The sequence below is a fragment of the Pseudomonas sp. WOUb67 genome, from assembly GCF_050058005.1.
Lineage (GTDB): Bacteria > Pseudomonadota > Gammaproteobacteria > Pseudomonadales > Pseudomonadaceae > Aquipseudomonas > Aquipseudomonas putida_R.
Window position 1 is genome coordinate 4,100,380 of record NZ_CP170112.1, and the last position, 18,861, is coordinate 4,119,240.

An 18,861-nucleotide genomic window follows, 5' to 3' on the forward strand; every position below is an offset into this window, starting at 1 on the left:
TTCCCTACCCCATCCTTCAGCGCCCTACTCCAGGATCGTACCGTCGATGCGTCGCACGTTCGTTTCGCTTTGTGTGCTTCATGCTGTCTCCCCACTGGCCTTTGCCGAGCCTGAACCGTTCAGCGACCCGGCCCAGATAGAACTTCAGGCACTCAGCATCACCAGTACTGCCGACAGTGAACGCGTTGATGGCCCGGTCGTTGGCTACAAGGCCAATCGCTCGGCCAGTGCCACACGCACCGACACGGCGCTGCACGAAACGCCGCAATCGGTCAGCGTGGTGCCCAAGGATGTGCTGGAAGACACCGGCGCCACTCGCCTGCAGGACGGCCTGGACTACGCCGGCGGTGTCGGCCGTGCCAACAACTTTGGCGGCCAGGGCCTGACCACTTTCACGGTGCGGGGCTTCACCACCGGCGAGTTCTACCGCAATGGCTTCCCGATCAATCGTGGTTACCCCAACGCCCCGGATGCCAATACCGTCGAGCGCCTGGAAGTGATCCGTGGCCCGGCCACCAGCCTGTATGGCCGTGGCGACCCAGGTGGCACCTTCAACGTGGTCAGCAAGCAGCCACTGCCAGAATCGAAGGTCACCCTGGGCAGCCAGTTCGATGACCAGGGCATGCACCGCGCTACCCTGGACGCCACCGGGCCGCTGAACCAGGACGGCTCGCTGGCTTACCGCCTGAACGTGCTGGGCGAAGGTGGCGACAGCTTCCGCGATGACGTGGAAAGCGAGCGCTATGATGTCGCACCGGTCATCAGCTGGCAGGTCAATGACGCCACGAAGATCATCTTCGAAGGCGACTTCATGCGTAACAACCACCCGCTGGACCGCGGCCTGACCCGGTTGCCCGGCCAAGCCGGTACAGCCTCCCGCGATACCAATATCTGGGAGAAAGGCAGCGACAACCTGCTGCACAACGACAACAACATGGCCCAGTTACGTTTCGAGCACCTGCTCAATGACAACTGGACACTGGGCGGTGGCATGCAGTGGCTGGACGGCTCGCTCAAAGGCAATGCAGTGGAAGCCAACGGCTTGCAAGCTGACGGCCGCACCCTGGGACGCAACTTCAACTACCGCAACCTGGAGTGGACCGACCGCGATTACCAGTTCAACCTTACCGGCCACTTCGACACCGGCGGTTTCGCCCACACGCTGCTGACCGGTATCGAGTACGAAGACTACGACTACAACTCGATCATCCAGCGCTCGGCCGCCGGCGCTGCTGCTTATCCTGTCGATATTTTCGACCCGGTTCTGGGCCAGGCGCGCCCTGCGCTGACCCGTACCACCACCCACGACAAGGAAAACCTCAAGACCTGGGCGTTGTTCATCCAGGACCAGGTGGCCTTGACCGAGCGACTGAAGGCGCTGGCTGGCGTTCGTTTCGAGCGCTTTGAGCACGACTACGTCAACAAACTCAGCGCAGCGGGTGACTTCAACAAGGGCGAGAACGGCGTCACTCCGCGATTCGGCCTGCTTTACGACCTGACCGACACCGTGGCGGTCTATGCCAACACGGCGCGTTCATTCAAGCCAAACACAGGTACGCCAGCAGGCGGAGGCGGCTTTGATCCAGAAAAAGGCAAGTCCTACGAACTGGGCGTGAAATGGGAAGCGCTTGATCGCCAATTGAGCGTCGACGCGGCGATCTACCACATCGTCAAGGAAAACGTGCTCACGCGCGACCCGGTTGATCCCAACTACAGTGTCGCCGCTGGCCAGGTACGCAGCCGCGGCCTGGACATCAACATTGCGGGCAACATCACGCCAGAGTGGCGGGTGATCGGCGGGTACGCTTATGTCGACGCAGAAGTGACCAAGGACAACCGCTTGCCCAACGGCACCCGCCTGGCAAACATTCCACGTAACAGCTTCAGCCTTCTCAACACCTATGAGTTTCAGGACGGCTTTGCCAAAGGTCTTGGTCTTGGTCTTGGGGTGAAATACGTGGATGACCGCAATGGCCAGACGGAGGCGGTCACCTACAACATGGACCAGTACACCGTGGTTGACCTGCTCAGCTTCTACCAGGTCAACGAACACGTTCGTCTGAACCTGGACGTGAAGAACCTGTTCAACAAGGAATATGACGAAGGTGCATTCAACACCTACGCCTACCCGGGGGCACCTCGGACGGTGCAGGCTGGGGTTTCCTATACCTTTTGATATTTAAGGTGCAATGGCCTTGCGCCAATCTCCAGACTGCCTGTAGGAGCAGCCTTGCGCTGCGAAGAGGCCATTGTTGCCACAGAAATTCTTCTGGCATACGGGACTCTTCGCAGCGCAAGGCTGCTCCTACAGGTATCGAGCACGGCTTGACGTTGTGTCAGAAACCTTTGCTGTAGAACAGCGAGTAGGACTCAATGCCGTCGTTAGGCTGCTTGATTCCCGCATTGGAATAATGCATCGCGCGAATCCCGACTTTCTGCTCACCTGGCAACTTCAGACCGAATCCGATGCGGTCTTCGAAGTTGACCGACGACCCCATGCGCTGGTCGCCCACTTCGGTCTTGGAAAACGCCGCCAGGCCAATACCGGCTTCGATATACGGGGTATAGGTGAACCCACTGAACTCGTAAGTGAACACCGGGCTGAACGACAGCGAATGCGCACCACTGGCGTCACCGCCCTCCCAATAGGTGTAGGCAGCATCCCAGTAACCGGTCACATAGCCAGTGCTGCTCTCCAGCCACTTCTTGTCCCAATCGAAGGACAGGCCAATACGGTAGGTCATGTCGCCTTGACTGGTGGCGCCAACGGCGCCGGATACCTGCGCGGCCTGGGCCAGGTTGGCCCCTGCAAAGGCCAGCACTGCAGCGGCCAGCGAAGCAGCGAGACGGGTTTTCATCAATGACTTCTCCTGATGGTCTACACAGCAAGCGGGGGCTTTGGCCCCTCGATTTTTACGGTGACCCGGCGCATCCAGACCGGTCACACGAAGTAATAGTTTTTTGATTATTGTCCAGATAATCAGAAAGTTGAAAGTGTATTGCCACTATTGGCTAATTCACTTGCTCAGGATAGGCCTTGCCACGCACTGGTTTCAGCCGGATTCAGCCTCTCCATGGCCCCCCAGCAAGGCAGGAGCACATCCGTACTCCTACCGTCTTTCTGATCAACGCCAGTTGAGGTTTACGGTCGTCGGGCCCTTGCCGTTCACGGTCGCCCATTGCTGCACCGTCTCGCCTTGGGCACTGCCAGTGACTTTGTACTTGCCGGGAGACAACTGCACATACAGCAGCGGCCCGGCATCCGTGACGCTGAGTACGGGCTGGCCCTGAGCATTGTGGATGTCGACTGTGGCACCGCTCTGGAATTGGCCTTCCGGGCCAGTGGAAAGCTCCACGTGCAAGTCATAGCCGGTGGTTTTGCGCAGCGCATTGGCCTCATCCTGGCCAATACCGCCTTGAACGAAGCGCACGCCGTTCTGTTCCTGCGGTTGCAACTGCACAGCCTGCATGTCGATAGGGGCATTGAGGTCGGCGGCTGCAGCCAGCGTCCATGGCATGGCCAAGGTCATCAGCAGCGCGGCGCCGAGCGCATAGTGGTGGTTACGCATGGTTCGACCCTCCGTTCGAGGATGGCTTACCTGTCATTTGATTCTTCAGGCGTAACGGTGTTCGTGCGCAGGCAGGGTTGTGATCGTGATATTAAGGAATAACCCTTCTAACGAATACACATTTACATATTTATCAACTAGTTGAGTGACCTTCCTCAAGTAACTTGACGAACATGCTCAAACTGCGCGATACAGCGCCCCGCCGCCACACCAGCCAGGTTTTCAGAAAGCGGAAATCTTCAGACATTGGCCAGGCACTGACTGTGCTGCACCCGGGCATATTGTCGAGCATGCTGCGCGGCATCATGGCCAGGCCGGCGCCAGCGCTGACGCAGGCCAACATGCCATGGTACGACTCCATCTCGTGGATCTTGCCCGGCACTGCCTGGTCTTTGACGAACCAGTTTTCAAAGTGATGGCGGTACGAACAGTTGGCGCGGAAGGCGTAGATGCTTTCACCGTTCACATCCTGGGCGCGGGTAACTGGCGCGTGGTTGAGCGGCGCGATGACCATCATCTCCTCTTCGAACACCGGCATGCCTTCCAGTGTCGGGTGCAGCACCGGGCCGTCGACAAACGCTGCCACCAGCCGGCCAGACAGCACGCCTTCGAGCATGGTCCCGGAAGGCCCGGTGGACAGGTCCAGGTCAACCTTGGGATAGCGCTGGTTGTACGCCGCCAGCAAAGCCGGGATGCGTACCGCTGCCGTGCTTTCCAGCGAACCGAGGGCAAAGGTGCCCTGGGGGTCTTCGCCGGCCACGGTCAGACGGGCCTCGTGCACCAGGTCGAGGATGCGCCGGGTGTATTCCAGAAAATTCCAGCCTGCAGGCGACAGGCGCAGGCGGCTTTTCTCGCGAATGAACAGCTCCACGCCCAGGTCTTCTTCCAGTTGCTTGATGCGCGTGGTCAGGTTCGACGGCACTCGATGAATGTGCTGCGCGGCGGCGCTGATGCTGCCCTGCTCTGCCACGGCCTTGAAGATCTCCAGTTGCACCAGGTCCACAGCCTTTCTCCAAACGTGAATGTTTCGCTCATTATTATTCAGTTTTCATTAAAGCCATAGCCCACTAGTCTGGCGTCACTGATTAACAACAACGAGAGTGTCCCGCCATGAGCGCGATCAGCAGCCTGACCCACGCCATCTCCCTCGACCCGTACAGCGGCGAGCAGATCGGCGCCTACCCGTTCGACACCGACGCCGCACTGGAAGCGGCGCTGCAACGTGCCAAGGTTGGCTACGGCCAGTGGCGCCAAGTGTCGCTGGGTCAGCGCAGCGAGTACCTGCTGGCCCTGGCCAGCACCCTCGAAGCCAAGGCCGAAGCCTTTGCCCAGATGATCAGCCGCGAAATCGGCAAGCCGATTGCCCAGGCCCGTGGCGAAGTCAGCAAGTGCGTCGGCCTGTGCCGCTGGTATGCCGAACACGGCCCGGCCATGCTTGCAGCCGAGCCGACCCAGGTTGAAAAAGCCCGTATCGAATACCGCCCGCTCGGCCCGATCCTGGCGGTGATGCCGTGGAACTTCCCGGTCTGGCAGGTACTGCGCGGCGCCGTGCCGGCGATCCTGGCAGGCAATACCTACGTGCTCAAGCACGCGCCGAACGTGATGGGCAGTGCCTACCTGCTGGGCGAGCTGTTCAAGGATGCCGGCCTGCCGGAAGGCGTGTTCGAAGTGCTGAACGTGACCCCGGATGGCGTTACCCGCGCCATCAACGACCCGCGTATCGCCGCCGTGACCCTGACCGGCAGCGTGCGCGCCGGCATGGCGATTGGCGCCCAGGCGGGTGCCGCGCTGAAGAAGTGTGTACTGGAGCTGGGGGGTTCCGACCCGTTCATCGTGCTGGCCGACGCCGACCTGGATGCCGCCGTCAAGGCTGCGGTCATTGGCCGTTACCAGAACACCGGCCAGGTTTGTGCTGCGGCCAAGCGCCTGATCGTGGAAGACAGCATTGTCGAGGAATTCACCCGTAAGTTTGTTGAAGCCACCCGCGAACTGAAAGTCGGCAACCCACTGGAAGACGGCACTTACATCGGCCCGATGGCCCGTTACGACCTGCGCGACGAGCTGGATGGCCAGGTTCAGGCGACCCTCGCCGAAGGCGCCACCCTGCTGCTGGGCGGCAACAAGGTCGAAGGCGTGGCCAACTTCTATGCGCCGACCGTGCTCGCCAACGTCACCCCGCAAATGACCGCATTCAAGCAAGAGCTGTTCGGGCCGGTGGCCGCGATCATCACTGCACGTGATGCCGAGCATGCGGTGGAGCTGGCCAACGACAGCGAGTTCGGCCTTGCCGCGACCATCTACACCGCCGACTATGCACTGGCCGAGCGCATGACTGCGGCACTGGATACCGGTGGCGTGTTCATCAACGGCTACTGCGCTTCCGACCCCCGCGTGGCGTTTGGCGGCGTGAAGAAGAGCGGGTTCGGGCGTGAACTGTCGCACTTTGGTGTGCGCGAGTTCACCAACGCCCAGACGGTGTGGCTGGACCGTAACTGATCGGCAATTTTGGGGCCGCGTTGCGGCCCTGTGGGAGCGGGTTCACCCGCGAAGCAGGCGACACGGTGCCTGGCACCGGCTGCGCCGGTGTTCGCGGGTGAACCCGCTCCCACAGGCTGCAAAGCAGCCCCAAAAAATCTTAATCCCGAACCTGGTCCTTGACCCAGTCCAGCATCCCCCCCGGCACGATCAGTTCATGCCGCGCCCGCGAACAGGCGGTATACAGCCCCGCCAGCATCCGCGCCCGCTCATTGCGGTTGCCCACCACCTGCGGCGCCACCATCAGCTCTGGCGACACCATCACCCGGGCGAACTCCATGTTTTTCACGTCCCGTACCCGCCCCAGGAACAACTTGGGCGCCTTGTCCCAGCGGTAACGGCTCTTGGCTTTGGCAAAGTGCTCCGGCGTATAGCCTTTGCGCAGCATGTTGGCCACGGCAACGAACGCCTTGTCATCGCCCTTGTCCTGCTCCAGCGCCTGCCAGCTGGCGTAGCGGAACAACATCGGGTGACGCGGTCGAGTGCCAAAGCGGTACAGCTCGATGCAGTCCTCGACGAACAGTTCGAAGTCCTTGCGTGCGCTTTGCAGCAATACGAACGGCACGTTTTGGTGCGTCAGGCGCTGGAACCAGCCAAACAGCCCCCATTCGTCATCGACGATCAGCGCCGTGGGCTGTTCCGGCACGGTCACCGTATCGAAGAAACTGACCCGCGTGTAGTGCTCGGCGCTACCACTGAAGGCAGCCTGGATCGACGCCGGGTGGGCCTGGATCAGCGGGTTGAGCACATTGTCCATCGCCGGCCCGGCACGCAGGGAATGGTCGATGTGGCGTTGGCGGATGAAGCTGCCATGGTGCGGGCTGAGGCCGTTGAGGTTCTGCAACTCGTCGCCCAACGCAATGATCGACTGCGGGCTGCGGTCCAGCACGGCAAGCATCGGTGCCGACAGCTCGTGAGCCTCGTCGACGATCACGTGGGTGTAACGGCTATCGATCACATAACCGGTCAGCGACAGCAGCTTGACCCGGTGGTAGTCGCGCACCGGCAGCTGGACTTCCCGCGCCGACGGGCGAATCAGCTCTTGCCAATACAGGCGGGCCTTTTCCAGCAGCACCTCCTGATCCAGCGGCGAGGCACCCGGCCCGGCCCAGGGCAAATGGTGCAGCTGAAGCTGGATGTCGGCACTGTGGCAGAAGGTGCGCACGGCGCGAATGCACAAGGCAACCACATCGCGCGCGGCGAGCGGGCCGATGTCAGGGATGGCCAACCAGCGTACAACCTGCTCATTCTGCGGGCGCCATGACAGTTTGGTGCGATACGGGTCGCGCAGACGCCAGCCGTTGTTGGTGAGGTCGCGGTTGAGCAGCTCGTCAGCCAACTGGCCAAAGGTCAGTGCGGTGTAGGCGGCAGCGTCCTTTACCCGCGCCTGCAAGGCGCGCAACTGGCCTTCGGTCAATGCCAGAAGCAACGTGCGCTGCGGCTCCAGCAGGCGGGCGAACTGGTGAATCAGGAAGGTCTTGCCAGTGCCGGCGAAGCCCTGCACCGCCACTGACTCGTCGACACCACTGAGAAACTCGCGCAGCAGGCGGTTCTGCTGGTCGCTGAGCATCAGGTCGCTGGCCAGCGACGGCAGGTACACCGGATGCAACGGTGTGGCCCGCTGGCGGTAGGTGTCGGCGAACTGGAAATTCCACTGGCCTTCGCTATCCAGCAGTTCGTCTACCGTGTACTCGACCTCGACCAACAGCAGAGCAATGCCGTTTTCGCCCAGCATGCCCAGGCCCATGGCAAAGGCTTCACGGTCGAAGTGCTGCGCTACCTGGCGTTGGAAACGCCCGGGTGCGGCGCTTTCGACTTCGTTGGCGATGCGCACGATTTCGGCGAAACGGCGCTCTTGCGCGTCGGCCGAGGCGGTGGCGGGCTGGCGCGGCAGGTTTTGCACGAACAGCACTGCGGCGGCTTCGAGGATGCTGGCGGTGGTGAAAAAGTCGGTGTTGGGTTCGCTGGCGAGGCGGTCGGCCTGGTCGCTGGGCAAAGGCAGGTAGAACATCGGCACCTCGGGTTGGATCAGGGCGGCACGATAGCAACTTTCGGCGTGAGATGCTGAGTTCAGTGTTGGCTGGGCCGGCCTCTTCGCGCGCCCGCCCGCTCCCACAGGATCGCCTCAGGTCCCTGTGGGAGCGGGTAAGCCCGCGAAGAGGCCGGCAGCTATATCGCTAACTTAGCCCCTGCTCCGCTTCAAAGTCTCGCTCGGAAACTCCTTGAACAATTGCCGGTAACTCTCTGAAAACCTTCCCAAATGCCAGAATGACCAACGCATCGCGACCTCGGCCACGGTCGCCCTGCCATCGCGTAACAGATCACGACGCGCGCCGTTCAGCCGGCGCAAGCGCAGCCACTGCGCCGGCGGCATGCCGGTAAAGGCCTTGAACGCCTGCTGCAACTGGCGCAGCGAAACCCCAGCCACAGCCGCCAGCTCCACCAGGTTTAACGTCTCCTCGGGGCAATCTGCCGCCCATTCGCTGACCCGGCGCATGATCGCCCGCTCTTCGTCGCGACGTCCCAAGGCTACGCCCTGCAGGCGCTGACTGGCGTTATCGAGGATGAACAGGCAATCCTCCAGCAGTTGCTCCGCCAGGGCTTGCCCCTGCAATGGGCAATCGGCCTGCCCGAGGCGGGTCAGCGTGGCACTCAACCAACTGCCAAACAGCGCGTTCTGCCCGCTGCCCAGCGGCACCATGAACAACCCTTCGAGGCGTTGCGGGTCCAGCCCGTGGCGGGCCAGGAAGGCCTGGTCGAACACCACTGCCACTTCCTGGTAGTTCTCCGGGGTGATCCAGATGTTGCGGCTTTGCTCGTTCAGTAAGTACAGGCTGTTTTCGCTGCGGTCGAAGCAGAACGCCAGTGAACCGCTCGGCGCCCGGAAAAACTGCTCCACGCGGGTGTTCAGCCGCTCCTCGTACACCTCCACGCCATCCATCCCCAGCCAGCGCAGCTCACCGCTGAAATGCCCGGGCGACATCTGCCGGTACTGCTGCTGCCAGCCGGGGGTAGCGCGCACTTGCTCAGAGACGTCGGTGGTATGGAAGGCCTGGACTTGCAGCGCATTGGGCGTTGTCACGCGAGATCCTAGTTGCACTCTTTTGGTGCATTGCTTGCCGGAGAAAATGGATAGATCGGCCCCGGGGGCTGCGACCAAGATAGTCTCCAGTGCGTCACCTGGGAAGTCCAATGCCTTGCAAGCGTTGCTCCCACACTAAAACCCAACCAAGAGGTCTGTATGAACGCCCCCTTCGATCAGCTGTACACCTGGCTGAAAGAACACCGCATCACCGAAGTCGAATGCGTGATCAGCGACCTGACCGGCATCGCCCGCGGCAAGATCGCGCCCACCGCCAAGTTCCTCCACGAGCGTGGCATGCGCCTGCCTGAAAGCGTGCTGCTGCAGACGGTCACCGGCGACTACGTTGACGATGACATCTACTACAACCTCCTCGATGCGGCCGACATCGACATGGTCTGCCGCCCCGACCCTTCCGCCGTTTACCAGATCCCGTGGGCGATCGAGCCAACCGCGATCGTGATCCACGACACCTTCGACAAGCAAGGCAACCCCATCGAGCTGTCGCCGCGCAACGTGCTGAAGAAGGTGCTCAAGCTCTACGCCGACAAGGGCTGGCAGCCAATCGTCGCGCCCGAGATGGAGTTCTACCTCACCAAGCGCTGTGAAGACCCGGACTTGCCATTGCAGGTGCCGCTGGGGCGTTCCGGCCGTGCCGAAAGCGGTCGTCAATCGTTCTCGATCGACGCTGCCAACGAATTCGACCCGCTGTTCGAGGATGTCTACGACTGGTGCGAGATCCAGGGCCTGGACCTGGACACGCTGATCCACGAAGACGGCCCGGCGCAAATGGAGATCAACTTCCGCCACGGTGACGCGCTGGACCTGGCCGACCAGATCACCGTATTCAAGCGCACCATGCGCGAAGCTGCGCTCAAGCACAACGTGGCCGCCACCTTCATGGCCAAGCCGATCACCGACGAACCGGGCAGTGCCATGCACCTGCACCAGAGTGTGGTCGACATCGCCACGGGCAAGCCGATCTTCGCCAATGAAGACGGCAGCATGAGCCAGCTGTTCCTGCACCACATCGGCGGTTTGCAGAAGTACATCCCCAAGCTGCTGCCGATGTTCGCGCCCAACGTCAACTCGTTCCGCCGCTTCCTGCCGGACACCTCGGCGCCAGTGAACGTCGAGTGGGGTGAAGAAAACCGCACCGCCGGGCTGCGCGTGCCCACCTCCAGCCCCGAGGCAATGCGCGTGGAAAACCGCCTGCCGGGCGCCGATGCCAACCCGTACCTGGCCATCGCTGCCAGCCTGCTGTGCGGCTACCTGGGCATGGTCGAGCAGCTTGACCCCAGTGCGCCAGTACAGGGCCGTGCCTACGAGCGGCGCAACCTGCGCCTGCCGATCACCATCGAAGACGCCCTGCAGCACATGGAAGACTGCGAGACCGTGCAGCAGTACCTGGGCAAGCAGTTTGTCCAGGGCTATGTGGCCGTCAAACGTGCCGAGCATGAGAACTACAAGCGGGTCATCAGCTCGTGGGAGCGTGAGTTCCTGATGATGAGCGTCTGACGACCCGGACGGGGGCGCTTTGCGCCCCAGTACACCGCACTCGAAGAACAAAACCAACGAGGTGTCCCCATGCGTCATCTGCAAGCCCTGATCCCCGCTGCGTTCAGCCTGCTGTTCGCCACCACCACCCAGGCCACGCCCTCGGTCAGCGTGTACAACTGGACCGATTACATCGGTGACACCACCCTGGCTGACTTCCAGGCCAGCAGCGGGATCAAGGTGGTCTATGACGTGTTCGACTCCAACGAAACCCTGGAAGGCAAGCTACTGGCCGGGCGCACCGGCTATGACGTGGTGGTGCCGTCCAACCACTTCCTCGCCCGCCAGGCCCAGGCCGGCGCCTTCCTGCCGCTGGACCGCAGCAAGCTGCCGAACTGGCAACACCTGGACCCCAAGCTGCTCAAGCAGCTTGAGCAGAACGACCCCGGCAACCAGTACGCAGTGCCCTACCTGTGGGGCACCAACGGCATCGGCTACAACGTCGACAAGGTCAAGGCGGCACTGGGCGTCGACCATATCGACTCGTGGGCGGTGCTGTTCGAGCCCGAAAACCTGAAAAAGCTCAAGCAGTGCGGCGTGGCGTTCATGGACTCGCCCGACGAATTGTTCCCGGCGATACTCAACTACCTGGGCATGGACCCGCGCAGCGAAAAGCCGGCCGACTACGCCAAGGCTGAAGCACGCCTGCTCGAACTGCGCCCCTACATCACCTACTTCCATTCATCCAAATACGTGTCCGACCTGGCCAATGGCGATGTCTGCGTGGCGTTCGGCTATTCCGGTGACGTGTTCCAGGCCGCCAACCGCGCCGTAGAGGCGAAGAACGGCGTAAAAGTCGCCTACAGCATTCCCAAGGAAGGCAGCAACCTGTGGTTCGACCTGCTGGCCATCCCCAAGGACGCCAGCAACCCCGACCAGGCCCTGGCCTTCATCAATTACCTGCTCGACCCGAAAGTGATCGCCAAAGTCAGTGCCACGGTCGGCTATGCCAACGCCAACCCGGACGCCAAGGCCTACATGGATGCATCGCTGGTGCACAACCCCGAGATCTATCCACCCCAGGACGTGCTGGACAAGCTGTACATCTCCAGCACCCCGAGCCCGAAGATCATGCGCGTCATGACCCGCTCCTGGAGCAAGATCAAGTCCAACCGCTGAGCCGAGAACAGCCCATGTCTTTCGATTCCCAACACACTGCTTCGTACTACGCTGCCACGGCACGCAACGCGGCGCCCTACCCCAGCCTGGACGACGAATTGACGGCCGATGTGTGCGTGGTCGGCGGCGGGCTGACCGGCGTCAACACCGCCCTGGAACTGGCTGAACGCGGCTTGTCGGTGGTCCTGCTGGAAGGCCGGCGCATCGGCTGGGGCGCCAGCGGGCGCAATGGCGGCCAGCTGATTCGCGGTATCGGCCATGACGTCAGCGGCTTTACCCGGCATGTCGGTCAGGACGGCGTGCGCTACCTGAAGCAGGCCGGCATCGATTCGGTGGCGCTGGTGGCCAGCCGTGTCGCCCAGTACGGCATTGCCTGCGACCTGCGCTGGGGGTTCTGCGAACTGGCCAACACAGCCGACCAGTTCGCCGCCTTCAAGGATGAGCAGGATGACCTGGCAGCGCTTGGCTATCGCCCTGAAACCCGCCTGGTAGGCGCGGGGCAGTTGCATGAGATCGTCGCCAGCGACCAGTACGCCGGCGGCCTGGTAGACATGGGCTCGGGCCACCTGCACCCGCTCGACCTGGTCCAGGGCGAAGCCCGTGCCGCCCATGGCCTGGGCGTGCGCATCTTCGAACAAAGCCCTGTACTGCGTATCGAGCACGGCCCCCGCGTGACCCTGCACACGGCCCATGGCAAGGTGCGGGCAGACAGCCTGGTACTGGGCTGCAACGCCCACCTCGATGAGCTGGAACCGCGGCTGAGCGGCAAGGTGCTACCGGCCGGCAGTTACGTAGTCGCCACCGAACCCTTGCCCGAAGCACTGGCCGCAGCCCTGATCCCACAGAACATGGCGCTGTGCGACCAGAAGGTCGGCCTGGACTACTACCGCCTCACCGCAGACCGCCGCCTGCTGTTCGGCGGTGCCTGCCACTACTCCGGCCGCGACCCCAAGGACATCGCCGCCTACATGCGCCCCAAGGTGCTGAAGGTGTTCCCGCAACTGGCCAACGTGCGCATCGACTACCAGTGGGGCGGCATGATCGGCATCACCGCCAACCGCTTCCCACAGGTCGGGCGCCTGAGCCAGCACCCAAACGTCTATTACGCCCAAGGCTATTCCGGGCACGGGCTGAACGTGACGCACTGGACGGCGAAACTGCTGGCCGAAAGCATCGCCCTGGGCCACAGCCAAGGCCTGGACGTTTTCAGCGCCGTGCCCCACCTGACCTTCCCGGGCGGCAAGGCGCTGCGCTCGCCGCTGCTGGCAATGGGCATGCTGTGGTACCGGTTGCGCGAAGCGCTGGGTTAACCAGGGTACGGGATGCTACCTGTGCAGTCGCCGCTTCGTTGTGGCGCCTACACAGGCCTGGCTGATTTAAAGAAAAATCCAAACTAATCGGCCCAACATCCTATTTCTTATAGAGTTTGACCATAGCTAAACAATTAGCTTAAAGAACAACCTGCAACCCTTTGTTTTTTATAATGTTTAGCAATTTCAAGGCCGGCCCTGATGGGCGAGTTCCCCCCTGCTCCCATTTGCGCACCGTTGAAGCACTCGTATGCAGATGCATTGCGAAGACCGGCTGGCTGAAATTGAGTGCCTCACGTAACCGGCGTATATCCAGCGCTGTGAAGTCCAGCACCGGCGCTGGGCACAGCGCGTCGTAGTCCCGAAGGGTAACCTTGCTGATTGCCCCAACTTCATGAAGGGCTACAAGATCCTCACGTAACGATTCAACCAGTTTGCTGCTCACAGCGGACCTCCATTAGTACTCCCGATTGAGCGCAGCTGGCGGCCATCTGACAACGCGAAAAGTTCTTGGGCTTGAAAATCCCCGTTACCTGTCCCAACCATACCCATGACGGGAATAGTTTTCCGAGAGCGGCAACGGATTCAAAGCCAGTGAATTCCTATCGTGACGTAGGAATTATCGTCGCGTGCGCTTTGAGGGAGAGAGACCGACCGAGGTTTACAACGGTAGCCCTCGTCGCCCCAGTTTGAACTCGCCCACTGGCCAACTGTCGCGCACCTGCTAGCGTTGTTCTGGCCGACCTCTCATGGATGCGCCTTCATCATGAAATCACTGCCTCGCATTACCCTGTTGTGCGCCGCACTGCTTGCCGTGGCCGCATGCTCCAGCCATAGCGTGGACCCCAAGGATTATTCCGGCTTCCTCAAGGACTACAGCCGCTTGCAAGAAGCCAAGAGCCCATCGGGTGACCCGGTGATGCGCTGGATCGACCCCAAGGTCAATATCAACCAGTACAGCCAGGTGTTCATCGAACCCAGCCAGTTCTACCCCAAGCCGCAGCCGACAGCGGTGATCTCGCAGCAGACGCTGCAGGAAATCACCCGCTACTTCAATGAAGCCCTGCGCCGTGAAATTGGCAGCGTGATGCCCTTGGCCAAGGGGCCAGGCCCGGGTGTGATCGTGGTGCGCCCGGCGATCACGGCGGTGTCCACCAGCAATGAAGGCCTCAAGCCTTACGAGGTGATCCCCATCGCGCTTATTTCGGCGGGTGTGAACACCGCCATGGGCGGACGTGACCAGGACGTGGATGTCGGCGTGGAGGCGGCCTTCCTGGACGGTGGCAGCCAGAAGGTGCTGGCCCAGGTGGTGCGCAAAGGTGCGGGCCAGGAGCTGGAGAACGATACCCAGAAGCTGACCCTGAATGACGTCAAGCCGGTGCTGGATGGCTGGGCCAAGGACATGCGTGCCAGCTTCATTGAGGCCAAGCAGAAAGCCCGCTGATCCATCCCTGCCCCAATGGGTTAAACGCTATCTGTTGTAGGAGCGGCCTTGCCGGGGCGCCGGACCGGTCGGATGGGCCGCACAGCGGCCCCGGCGATTTCAGCGTAGATACACAGATTCTGGGGCCGCTGCGCGCCCCATCCGACCGGTCCGGCGCCCCGGCAAGGCCGCTCCTACAGTTGACCGCGTTGAAACTCAGCACTCGACAAATGCTACTGCCAAACCGCCGCGCGAGGTCTCCTTGTAGTTGGCATGCATGTCCGCCCCGGTGTCACGCATGGTGCGGATCACCCGGTCGAGCGAAATGAAGTGCTCGCCATCGCCACGCAACGCCATCTGCACGGCGTTGATCGCCTTCACCGCGGCAATCGCATTGCGCTCGATGCACGGCACCTGCACCAGGCCGCCAACCGGGTCGCACGTCAGCCCCAGGTTGTGCTCCAGGGCAATTTCGGCCGCGTTCTCCAGCTGCGGCGGTGTGGCGCTCAGCACCTGCGCAAGGCCAGCAGCAGCCATCGAACATGCCGAGCCCACCTCCCCCTGGCAGCCAACCTCGGCACCGGAAATCGACGCGTTTTTCTTGCACAGGATGCCAACGGCCGCTGCGGCCAGCAGGAAGTCCACCACATCCGCATCGCAGGCGACCGGGTTGAACTTCATGTAATAGTGCAACACCGCCGGGATGATACCGGCCGCGCCGTTGGTGGGCGCAGTGACCATGCGCCCGCCGGCGGCATTTTCTTCATTCACCGCCAGGGCGAACAGGTTGACCCATTCCATGGCGCTGAGGGTCGAACCAATCACATTGGGCTTGCCCAGTTCCTGAAGGCTGCGGTGCAGCCGCGCGGCGCGGCGCTTGACGTGCAGCCCGCCAGGCAGGATGCCTTCGTTGCGCAGCCCGTTATCCACGCACTCACGCATGGCCGCCCAGATGCGCAGCAGGCCTTCACGTACTTCTGCTTCCGGGCGCCAGGCACGTTCGTTGGCCATCATCAATTGCGCCACGCTCAAACCGTGGGCTTTGCACAAGTCCAGCAACTGGGCGGCACTGTCGAACTCATACGGCAGCTCAATTGCGTTGCTTTGGCCTGCCGGGGCATCAATTTCGCCCTGCTCGACGATGAAACCGCCGCCAACCGAATAGTAGGTCTGCAGCAGCAGGCTGCCCTGCTCGCCCATCGCTTCCAGGCTCATGGCATTGGGGTGGTAAGGCAGGTTCTCGTCGAGCAGCAACATGTCACGGTCAGACTCGAAGGCCAGCGGATGGCTGCCATCCAGCATCAGGCAATGCTCCTGCAGTACCTGGCCGATGCGCGACTCGATGGTGGCCGGGTCGATGCGGTCCGGCCACTGGCCCATCAGGCCAAGCAGGCAGGCACGATCGGTGGCGTGGCCAACCCCGGTAGCCGACAGCGAGCCATACAACCGCACTTCGACGCGCGTTACCCGCGCCAGCAGCCCCTGCTCACGCAGGGCCTGGGCAAACGTCGCCGCGGCCCGCATGGGGCCGACGGTGTGGGAGCTGGACGGCCCGATGCCGATTTTGAAAAGGTCGAAAACACTGATAGCCATGCTAATGCCTGACCGTACCCTGATTTGAATCCACAGCACGGTTATCTGAAGAAATTGAGCGGTATTGCGATTTTGCGCGATACTGACGCGCTGGATCATGGATGACCAACGAAACTTTCTAAGCAAGCCTTTAGCAGGACTAAACAATGCGACGGCAACTCAATGGCCAGATGTTCGTCTGGCTGCATGTATTCGCCTGTGCAGCCCGGCATCTGTCCTTTACCCGCTGTGCCGAAGAGCTCCACATCACCCCGGGCGCGGTCAGCCAGCAGATGCGCCAACTGGAAGAGCGCCTGGGTTACCGGCTGTTTCTGCGCCGGGCGCGCGGTGTGGAGTTGAGCGCCGAAGGGCAACGCCTGGCCCAGACGGTGGCGGAAGCCTACGGCAGCATCGAGGCTGAATTGTTGCGCCTGGACGCCGGTGAAATTCGCGGCACCTTGCGGGTGCGCTCAATTCCGTCGTTCCTGGCCAAATGGCTCACCCCGCGCCTGCCGCGTTTTCAGCAGCGTTACCCGGACATCGAGCTGCGCCTTGTGGCCGAAGACAGTGCCCAGGCATTGACCCCAGGCGACTTCGACCTGGCTATCGACCTGAACGATGGCAGCTACCCTGGCATGCTCTCGACACCGCTGCTGGACGAACAGATCTTTCCGGTGTGCTCACCCACCTTGCTGCGCGGGCGCCCGCCACTGCATGGCCCGGCGGACCTGGCGCACTACCCGCTGCTGCATGACATCACGGCCTGGCGTGGCAGTTCGGAGTATGCGGAATGGGAGTTCTACCTGGAGGGCATTGGCGCCGCCGGCCTGAATGTGCGGCGTGGGCATACCTTCAACCGCAACCACCTGACGATCGAGGCTGCAATCGCCGGTATTGGTGTAGCGATCGCCCGGCGCACGCTGCTGAATGACGAACTGGAGCGTGGCGCACTGATCGTGCCGTTCGGCGTGCCGATCGCCAACCACAAACGCTACGTGGTGCATTACCCGCCAGGCGGATTGAACCAGCCGGGCGCGCGGGCGGTGCATGACTGGCTGGTGGAGGAAGCGCGGGGGTTCAGGGAGCTGCATCCACTAAACAAGGAATAACCCGTTTTTGCGGCTACACACGTTGACTGTGGGAGCGGGTTTACCCGCGAACACCGGCGTAGCCGGTGCCATACCCCGCGTCGGATTCTTCGCGGGTAAACCCGCTCCCACACCGTGCGCGTCGAATTGCAAGCTCAGTAAGCCTGCTTGCCGGTAAAGGCATTGAGGGTGCGCACCAGAATCACGAAATCCAGCCACAGCGACCAGTTGTTGATGTACTCGATGTCCGAGTCCACCCGCTGGATCATCTGTTCGATGTCCTTGGTCTCCCCCCTGAAACCGCGCACTTGCGCCAGGCCAGTCATGCCCGGCTTGATGTTGTGGCGGGCAAAGTAATCGACGATGTCCTGCGAATATAACGTGTCATGTTGCAACGCATGTGGCCGTGGCCCAACCAGCGACATTTCCCCGGTCAGCACATTGAACAACTGTGGCAGTTCATCGAGGCTGGTGCGGCGGATGAAGGCGCCAATTTTAGTCAATCGCGGGTCATTCTTCTGCGCCTGTTTGACCACGCCATTGTCCGGCTGATGAACATGCATGCTTCTGAACTTCCAGATACGGAATGATTCGCCGGTCCAGCCCGTACGTTCCTGGCGGAAGAACACCGGCCCGGGGCTGGTGAATTTGATAGCCAGCGCAACGCCAATCAACACAGGCGATGCACACAGCAATATCAATGCCGCCAGCACCCGGTCCTCGATATTCTTCAGGAACAGGCTCATGCCCGTCAACGGTGTTTCAGACAAGGTCAGCACAGGAATACCGGCAATTTCCCGCACGCTGTGGTTGATCAGGCGCAACGAGAAAATATCCGGCACCCAGTTCACGGCAATGCACTTGTCGAGCAACTTGAAGTACACGTCGTTGATTACCTCGGAGCCCCCCAGCGGTGTCACCAGGTAGACGGTGCGAATGCCATGCTGGGCAACGATTTCATCCAGATCTGCAATGTGTCCGAGCACGGGCAGGCGCTGCTTGCCCTCGGCACCTTCGTACGCCTGCTCGCCAGCCTTGTCGGTCAGCACACACCCCAGTACCCGTTCGCCAAACCAGGGGTTGTTGCTGATTTTCTGATAAAGGAAATTGGCCAGGTCGCCGTTGCCGATAATCAGGGCATTGTCCAGCCGCGCATGCGCGGTAAAGCGTTTTTGCAATTCACGAACTGCAAAGTGCAAGAACAACTGGGCAATATAACCAATGATGAACAACTGCACGACCAATAACCGTGAGTAGGTTTCACTCTGTTTGGTGAGAAAGGCCATGACCACAAGAAAACAGAATGTTGCCGACCACGCCTTGAACAAGCGGAACGCCTTGATCGAAAGACCGACGTTAGTGCGGTAGATTGCATAGTGGTCGTAGATGACGGCCAGCGCACCCACCAGCAACAGCAGCATGATTACATAATCAGAGGTGATGTAACCAAACTGGTCATAGATGAGATACCAGGCAATACCGGTTACAGCAATACCATCGAGCCCCGCCTGAATGGCGTTACTTACGCTGCTTCTTCTTTGGAGTAAGGAACGACTGCTTCTGGGTTCGAAAACCATTTCAGACCTCATCTATTTGAGCGTAGCAA

The 18,861-nt window shown here is 61.4% G+C and carries 15 protein-coding genes; 7 read left to right on the forward strand and 8 right to left on the reverse strand.

Annotated features, from left to right (window positions below):
• Positions 1 to 46 precede the first annotated feature (46 nt).
• Positions 47 to 2,176, forward strand: coding sequence for a TonB-dependent siderophore receptor (locus tag ABOC32_RS18305; protein ID WP_426808281.1), 2,130 nt, complete (start codon positions 47 to 49; stop codon positions 2,174 to 2,176).
• 160 nt (positions 2,177 to 2,336) lie between these two features.
• Here ABOC32_RS18305 and ABOC32_RS18310 read toward each other — a convergent pair whose 3' ends face one another.
• From ABOC32_RS18310 to ptrR, 3 genes are all read right to left on the reverse strand, one after another.
• Positions 2,337 to 2,858 (reverse strand): acyloxyacyl hydrolase, encoded by a 522-nt coding sequence (locus ABOC32_RS18310; protein WP_264359211.1) that lies wholly within the window; start codon positions 2,856 to 2,858, stop codon positions 2,337 to 2,339.
• 267 nt (positions 2,859 to 3,125) lie between these two features.
• Positions 3,126 to 3,569 (reverse strand): carboxypeptidase regulatory-like domain-containing protein, encoded by a 444-nt coding sequence (locus tag ABOC32_RS18315; RefSeq protein WP_426808282.1) that lies wholly within the window; start codon positions 3,567 to 3,569, stop codon positions 3,126 to 3,128.
• Between the two features lie 133 nt (positions 3,570 to 3,702).
• Positions 3,703 to 4,572 carry a putrescine utilization regulator PtrR gene (ptrR, locus tag ABOC32_RS18320; RefSeq protein ID WP_426808283.1) on the reverse strand — a complete coding sequence of 290 codons (870 nt, stop codon included), beginning with the start codon at positions 4,570 to 4,572 and terminating at the stop codon, positions 3,703 to 3,705.
• A 107-nt stretch (positions 4,573 to 4,679) separates the two neighbouring features.
• Between ptrR and ABOC32_RS18325 the strand changes: the two genes are divergently transcribed.
• Entirely contained in the window at positions 4,680 to 6,065 is a 1,386-nt protein-coding gene (locus ABOC32_RS18325) for an aldehyde dehydrogenase family protein (RefSeq protein ID WP_426808284.1), read from the forward strand.
• Between the two features lie 139 nt (positions 6,066 to 6,204).
• Here ABOC32_RS18325 and ABOC32_RS18330 read toward each other — a convergent pair whose 3' ends face one another.
• A complete protein-coding gene (locus ABOC32_RS18330; protein ID WP_426808285.1) occupies positions 6,205 to 8,115 on the reverse strand; it encodes an AAA family ATPase in 1,911 nt (636 codons plus the stop codon).
• Between the two features lie 171 nt (positions 8,116 to 8,286).
• Positions 8,287 to 9,186, reverse strand: a complete 900-nt coding sequence (locus ABOC32_RS18335) for a helix-turn-helix domain-containing protein (RefSeq protein ID WP_426808286.1) — start codon at positions 9,184 to 9,186, stop codon at positions 8,287 to 8,289.
• 159 nt (positions 9,187 to 9,345) lie between these two features.
• Between ABOC32_RS18335 and ABOC32_RS18340 the strand changes: the two genes are divergently transcribed.
• The 3 genes from ABOC32_RS18340 (at position 9,346) to ABOC32_RS18350 (ending at position 13,172) form a co-directional block, all read left to right on the forward strand.
• Positions 9,346 to 10,704 (forward strand): glutamine synthetase family protein, encoded by a 1,359-nt coding sequence (locus tag ABOC32_RS18340; protein ID WP_016499593.1) that lies wholly within the window; start codon positions 9,346 to 9,348, stop codon positions 10,702 to 10,704.
• A 69-nt stretch (positions 10,705 to 10,773) separates the two neighbouring features.
• Positions 10,774 to 11,862, forward strand: a complete 1,089-nt coding sequence (locus tag ABOC32_RS18345; RefSeq protein WP_426808287.1) for a polyamine ABC transporter substrate-binding protein — start codon at positions 10,774 to 10,776, stop codon at positions 11,860 to 11,862.
• 14 nt (positions 11,863 to 11,876) lie between these two features.
• Positions 11,877 to 13,172, forward strand: a complete 1,296-nt coding sequence (locus ABOC32_RS18350; protein ID WP_426808288.1) for an NAD(P)/FAD-dependent oxidoreductase — start codon at positions 11,877 to 11,879, stop codon at positions 13,170 to 13,172.
• Between the two features lie 139 nt (positions 13,173 to 13,311).
• On the opposite strand, the gene ABOC32_RS18355 is transcribed toward ABOC32_RS18350, so the two are convergent.
• Positions 13,312 to 13,617, reverse strand: coding sequence for a helix-turn-helix domain-containing protein (locus ABOC32_RS18355; RefSeq protein ID WP_426808289.1), 306 nt, complete (start codon positions 13,615 to 13,617; stop codon positions 13,312 to 13,314).
• A gap of 321 nt (positions 13,618 to 13,938) precedes the next feature.
• Between ABOC32_RS18355 and ABOC32_RS18360 the strand changes: the two genes are divergently transcribed.
• Positions 13,939 to 14,616, forward strand: a complete 678-nt coding sequence (locus tag ABOC32_RS18360) for a DUF3313 domain-containing protein (protein WP_234228405.1) — start codon at positions 13,939 to 13,941, stop codon at positions 14,614 to 14,616.
• Between the two features lie 195 nt (positions 14,617 to 14,811).
• On the opposite strand, the gene ABOC32_RS18365 is transcribed toward ABOC32_RS18360, so the two are convergent.
• On the reverse strand, positions 14,812 to 16,188 hold the full coding sequence (locus ABOC32_RS18365) for an L-serine ammonia-lyase (protein WP_426808290.1): 1,377 nt from the start codon (positions 16,186 to 16,188) through the stop codon (positions 14,812 to 14,814).
• A 146-nt stretch (positions 16,189 to 16,334) separates the two neighbouring features.
• Here ABOC32_RS18365 and ABOC32_RS18370 point away from each other — a divergent pair, with 146 nt between their 5' ends.
• Positions 16,335 to 17,276, forward strand: coding sequence for a LysR substrate-binding domain-containing protein (locus ABOC32_RS18370; protein ID WP_086979560.1), 942 nt, complete (start codon positions 16,335 to 16,337; stop codon positions 17,274 to 17,276).
• Between the two features lie 134 nt (positions 17,277 to 17,410).
• Here the strand turns inward: ABOC32_RS18370 and ABOC32_RS18375 are convergent, their stop codons facing one another.
• A complete protein-coding gene (locus tag ABOC32_RS18375; protein ID WP_426808291.1) occupies positions 17,411 to 18,832 on the reverse strand; it encodes an undecaprenyl-phosphate glucose phosphotransferase in 1,422 nt (473 codons plus the stop codon).
• Positions 18,833 to 18,861: the final 29 nt, after the last annotated feature.

Bases quoted from the DNA above. Each gene is read 5' to 3' on its own strand.
- ABOC32_RS18305 (WP_426808281.1), top strand. From the start codon at position 47: ATGCGTCGCACGTTCGTTTCGCTTTGTGTGCTTCATGCTGTCTCCCCA.
- ABOC32_RS18310 (WP_264359211.1), bottom strand. From the start codon at position 2,858: ATGAAAACCCGTCTCGCTGCTTCGCTGGCCGCTGCAGTGCTGGCCTTT.
- ABOC32_RS18315 (WP_426808282.1), bottom strand. From the start codon at position 3,569: ATGCGTAACCACCACTATGCGCTCGGCGCCGCGCTGCTGATGACCTTG.
- ABOC32_RS18325 (WP_426808284.1), top strand. From the start codon at position 4,680: ATGAGCGCGATCAGCAGCCTGACCCACGCCATCTCCCTCGACCCGTAC.
- ABOC32_RS18330 (WP_426808285.1), bottom strand. From the start codon at position 8,115: ATGTTCTACCTGCCTTTGCCCAGCGACCAGGCCGACCGCCTCGCCAGC.
- ABOC32_RS18340 (WP_016499593.1), top strand. From the start codon at position 9,346: ATGAACGCCCCCTTCGATCAGCTGTACACCTGGCTGAAAGAACACCGC.
- ABOC32_RS18345 (WP_426808287.1), top strand. From the start codon at position 10,774: ATGCGTCATCTGCAAGCCCTGATCCCCGCTGCGTTCAGCCTGCTGTTC.
- ABOC32_RS18350 (WP_426808288.1), top strand. From the start codon at position 11,877: ATGTCTTTCGATTCCCAACACACTGCTTCGTACTACGCTGCCACGGCA.
- ABOC32_RS18360 (WP_234228405.1), top strand. From the start codon at position 13,939: ATGAAATCACTGCCTCGCATTACCCTGTTGTGCGCCGCACTGCTTGCC.
- ABOC32_RS18365 (WP_426808290.1), bottom strand. From the start codon at position 16,188: ATGGCTATCAGTGTTTTCGACCTTTTCAAAATCGGCATCGGGCCGTCC.
- ABOC32_RS18370 (WP_086979560.1), top strand. From the start codon at position 16,335: ATGCGACGGCAACTCAATGGCCAGATGTTCGTCTGGCTGCATGTATTC.
- ABOC32_RS18375 (WP_426808291.1), bottom strand. From the start codon at position 18,832: ATGGTTTTCGAACCCAGAAGCAGTCGTTCCTTACTCCAAAGAAGAAGC.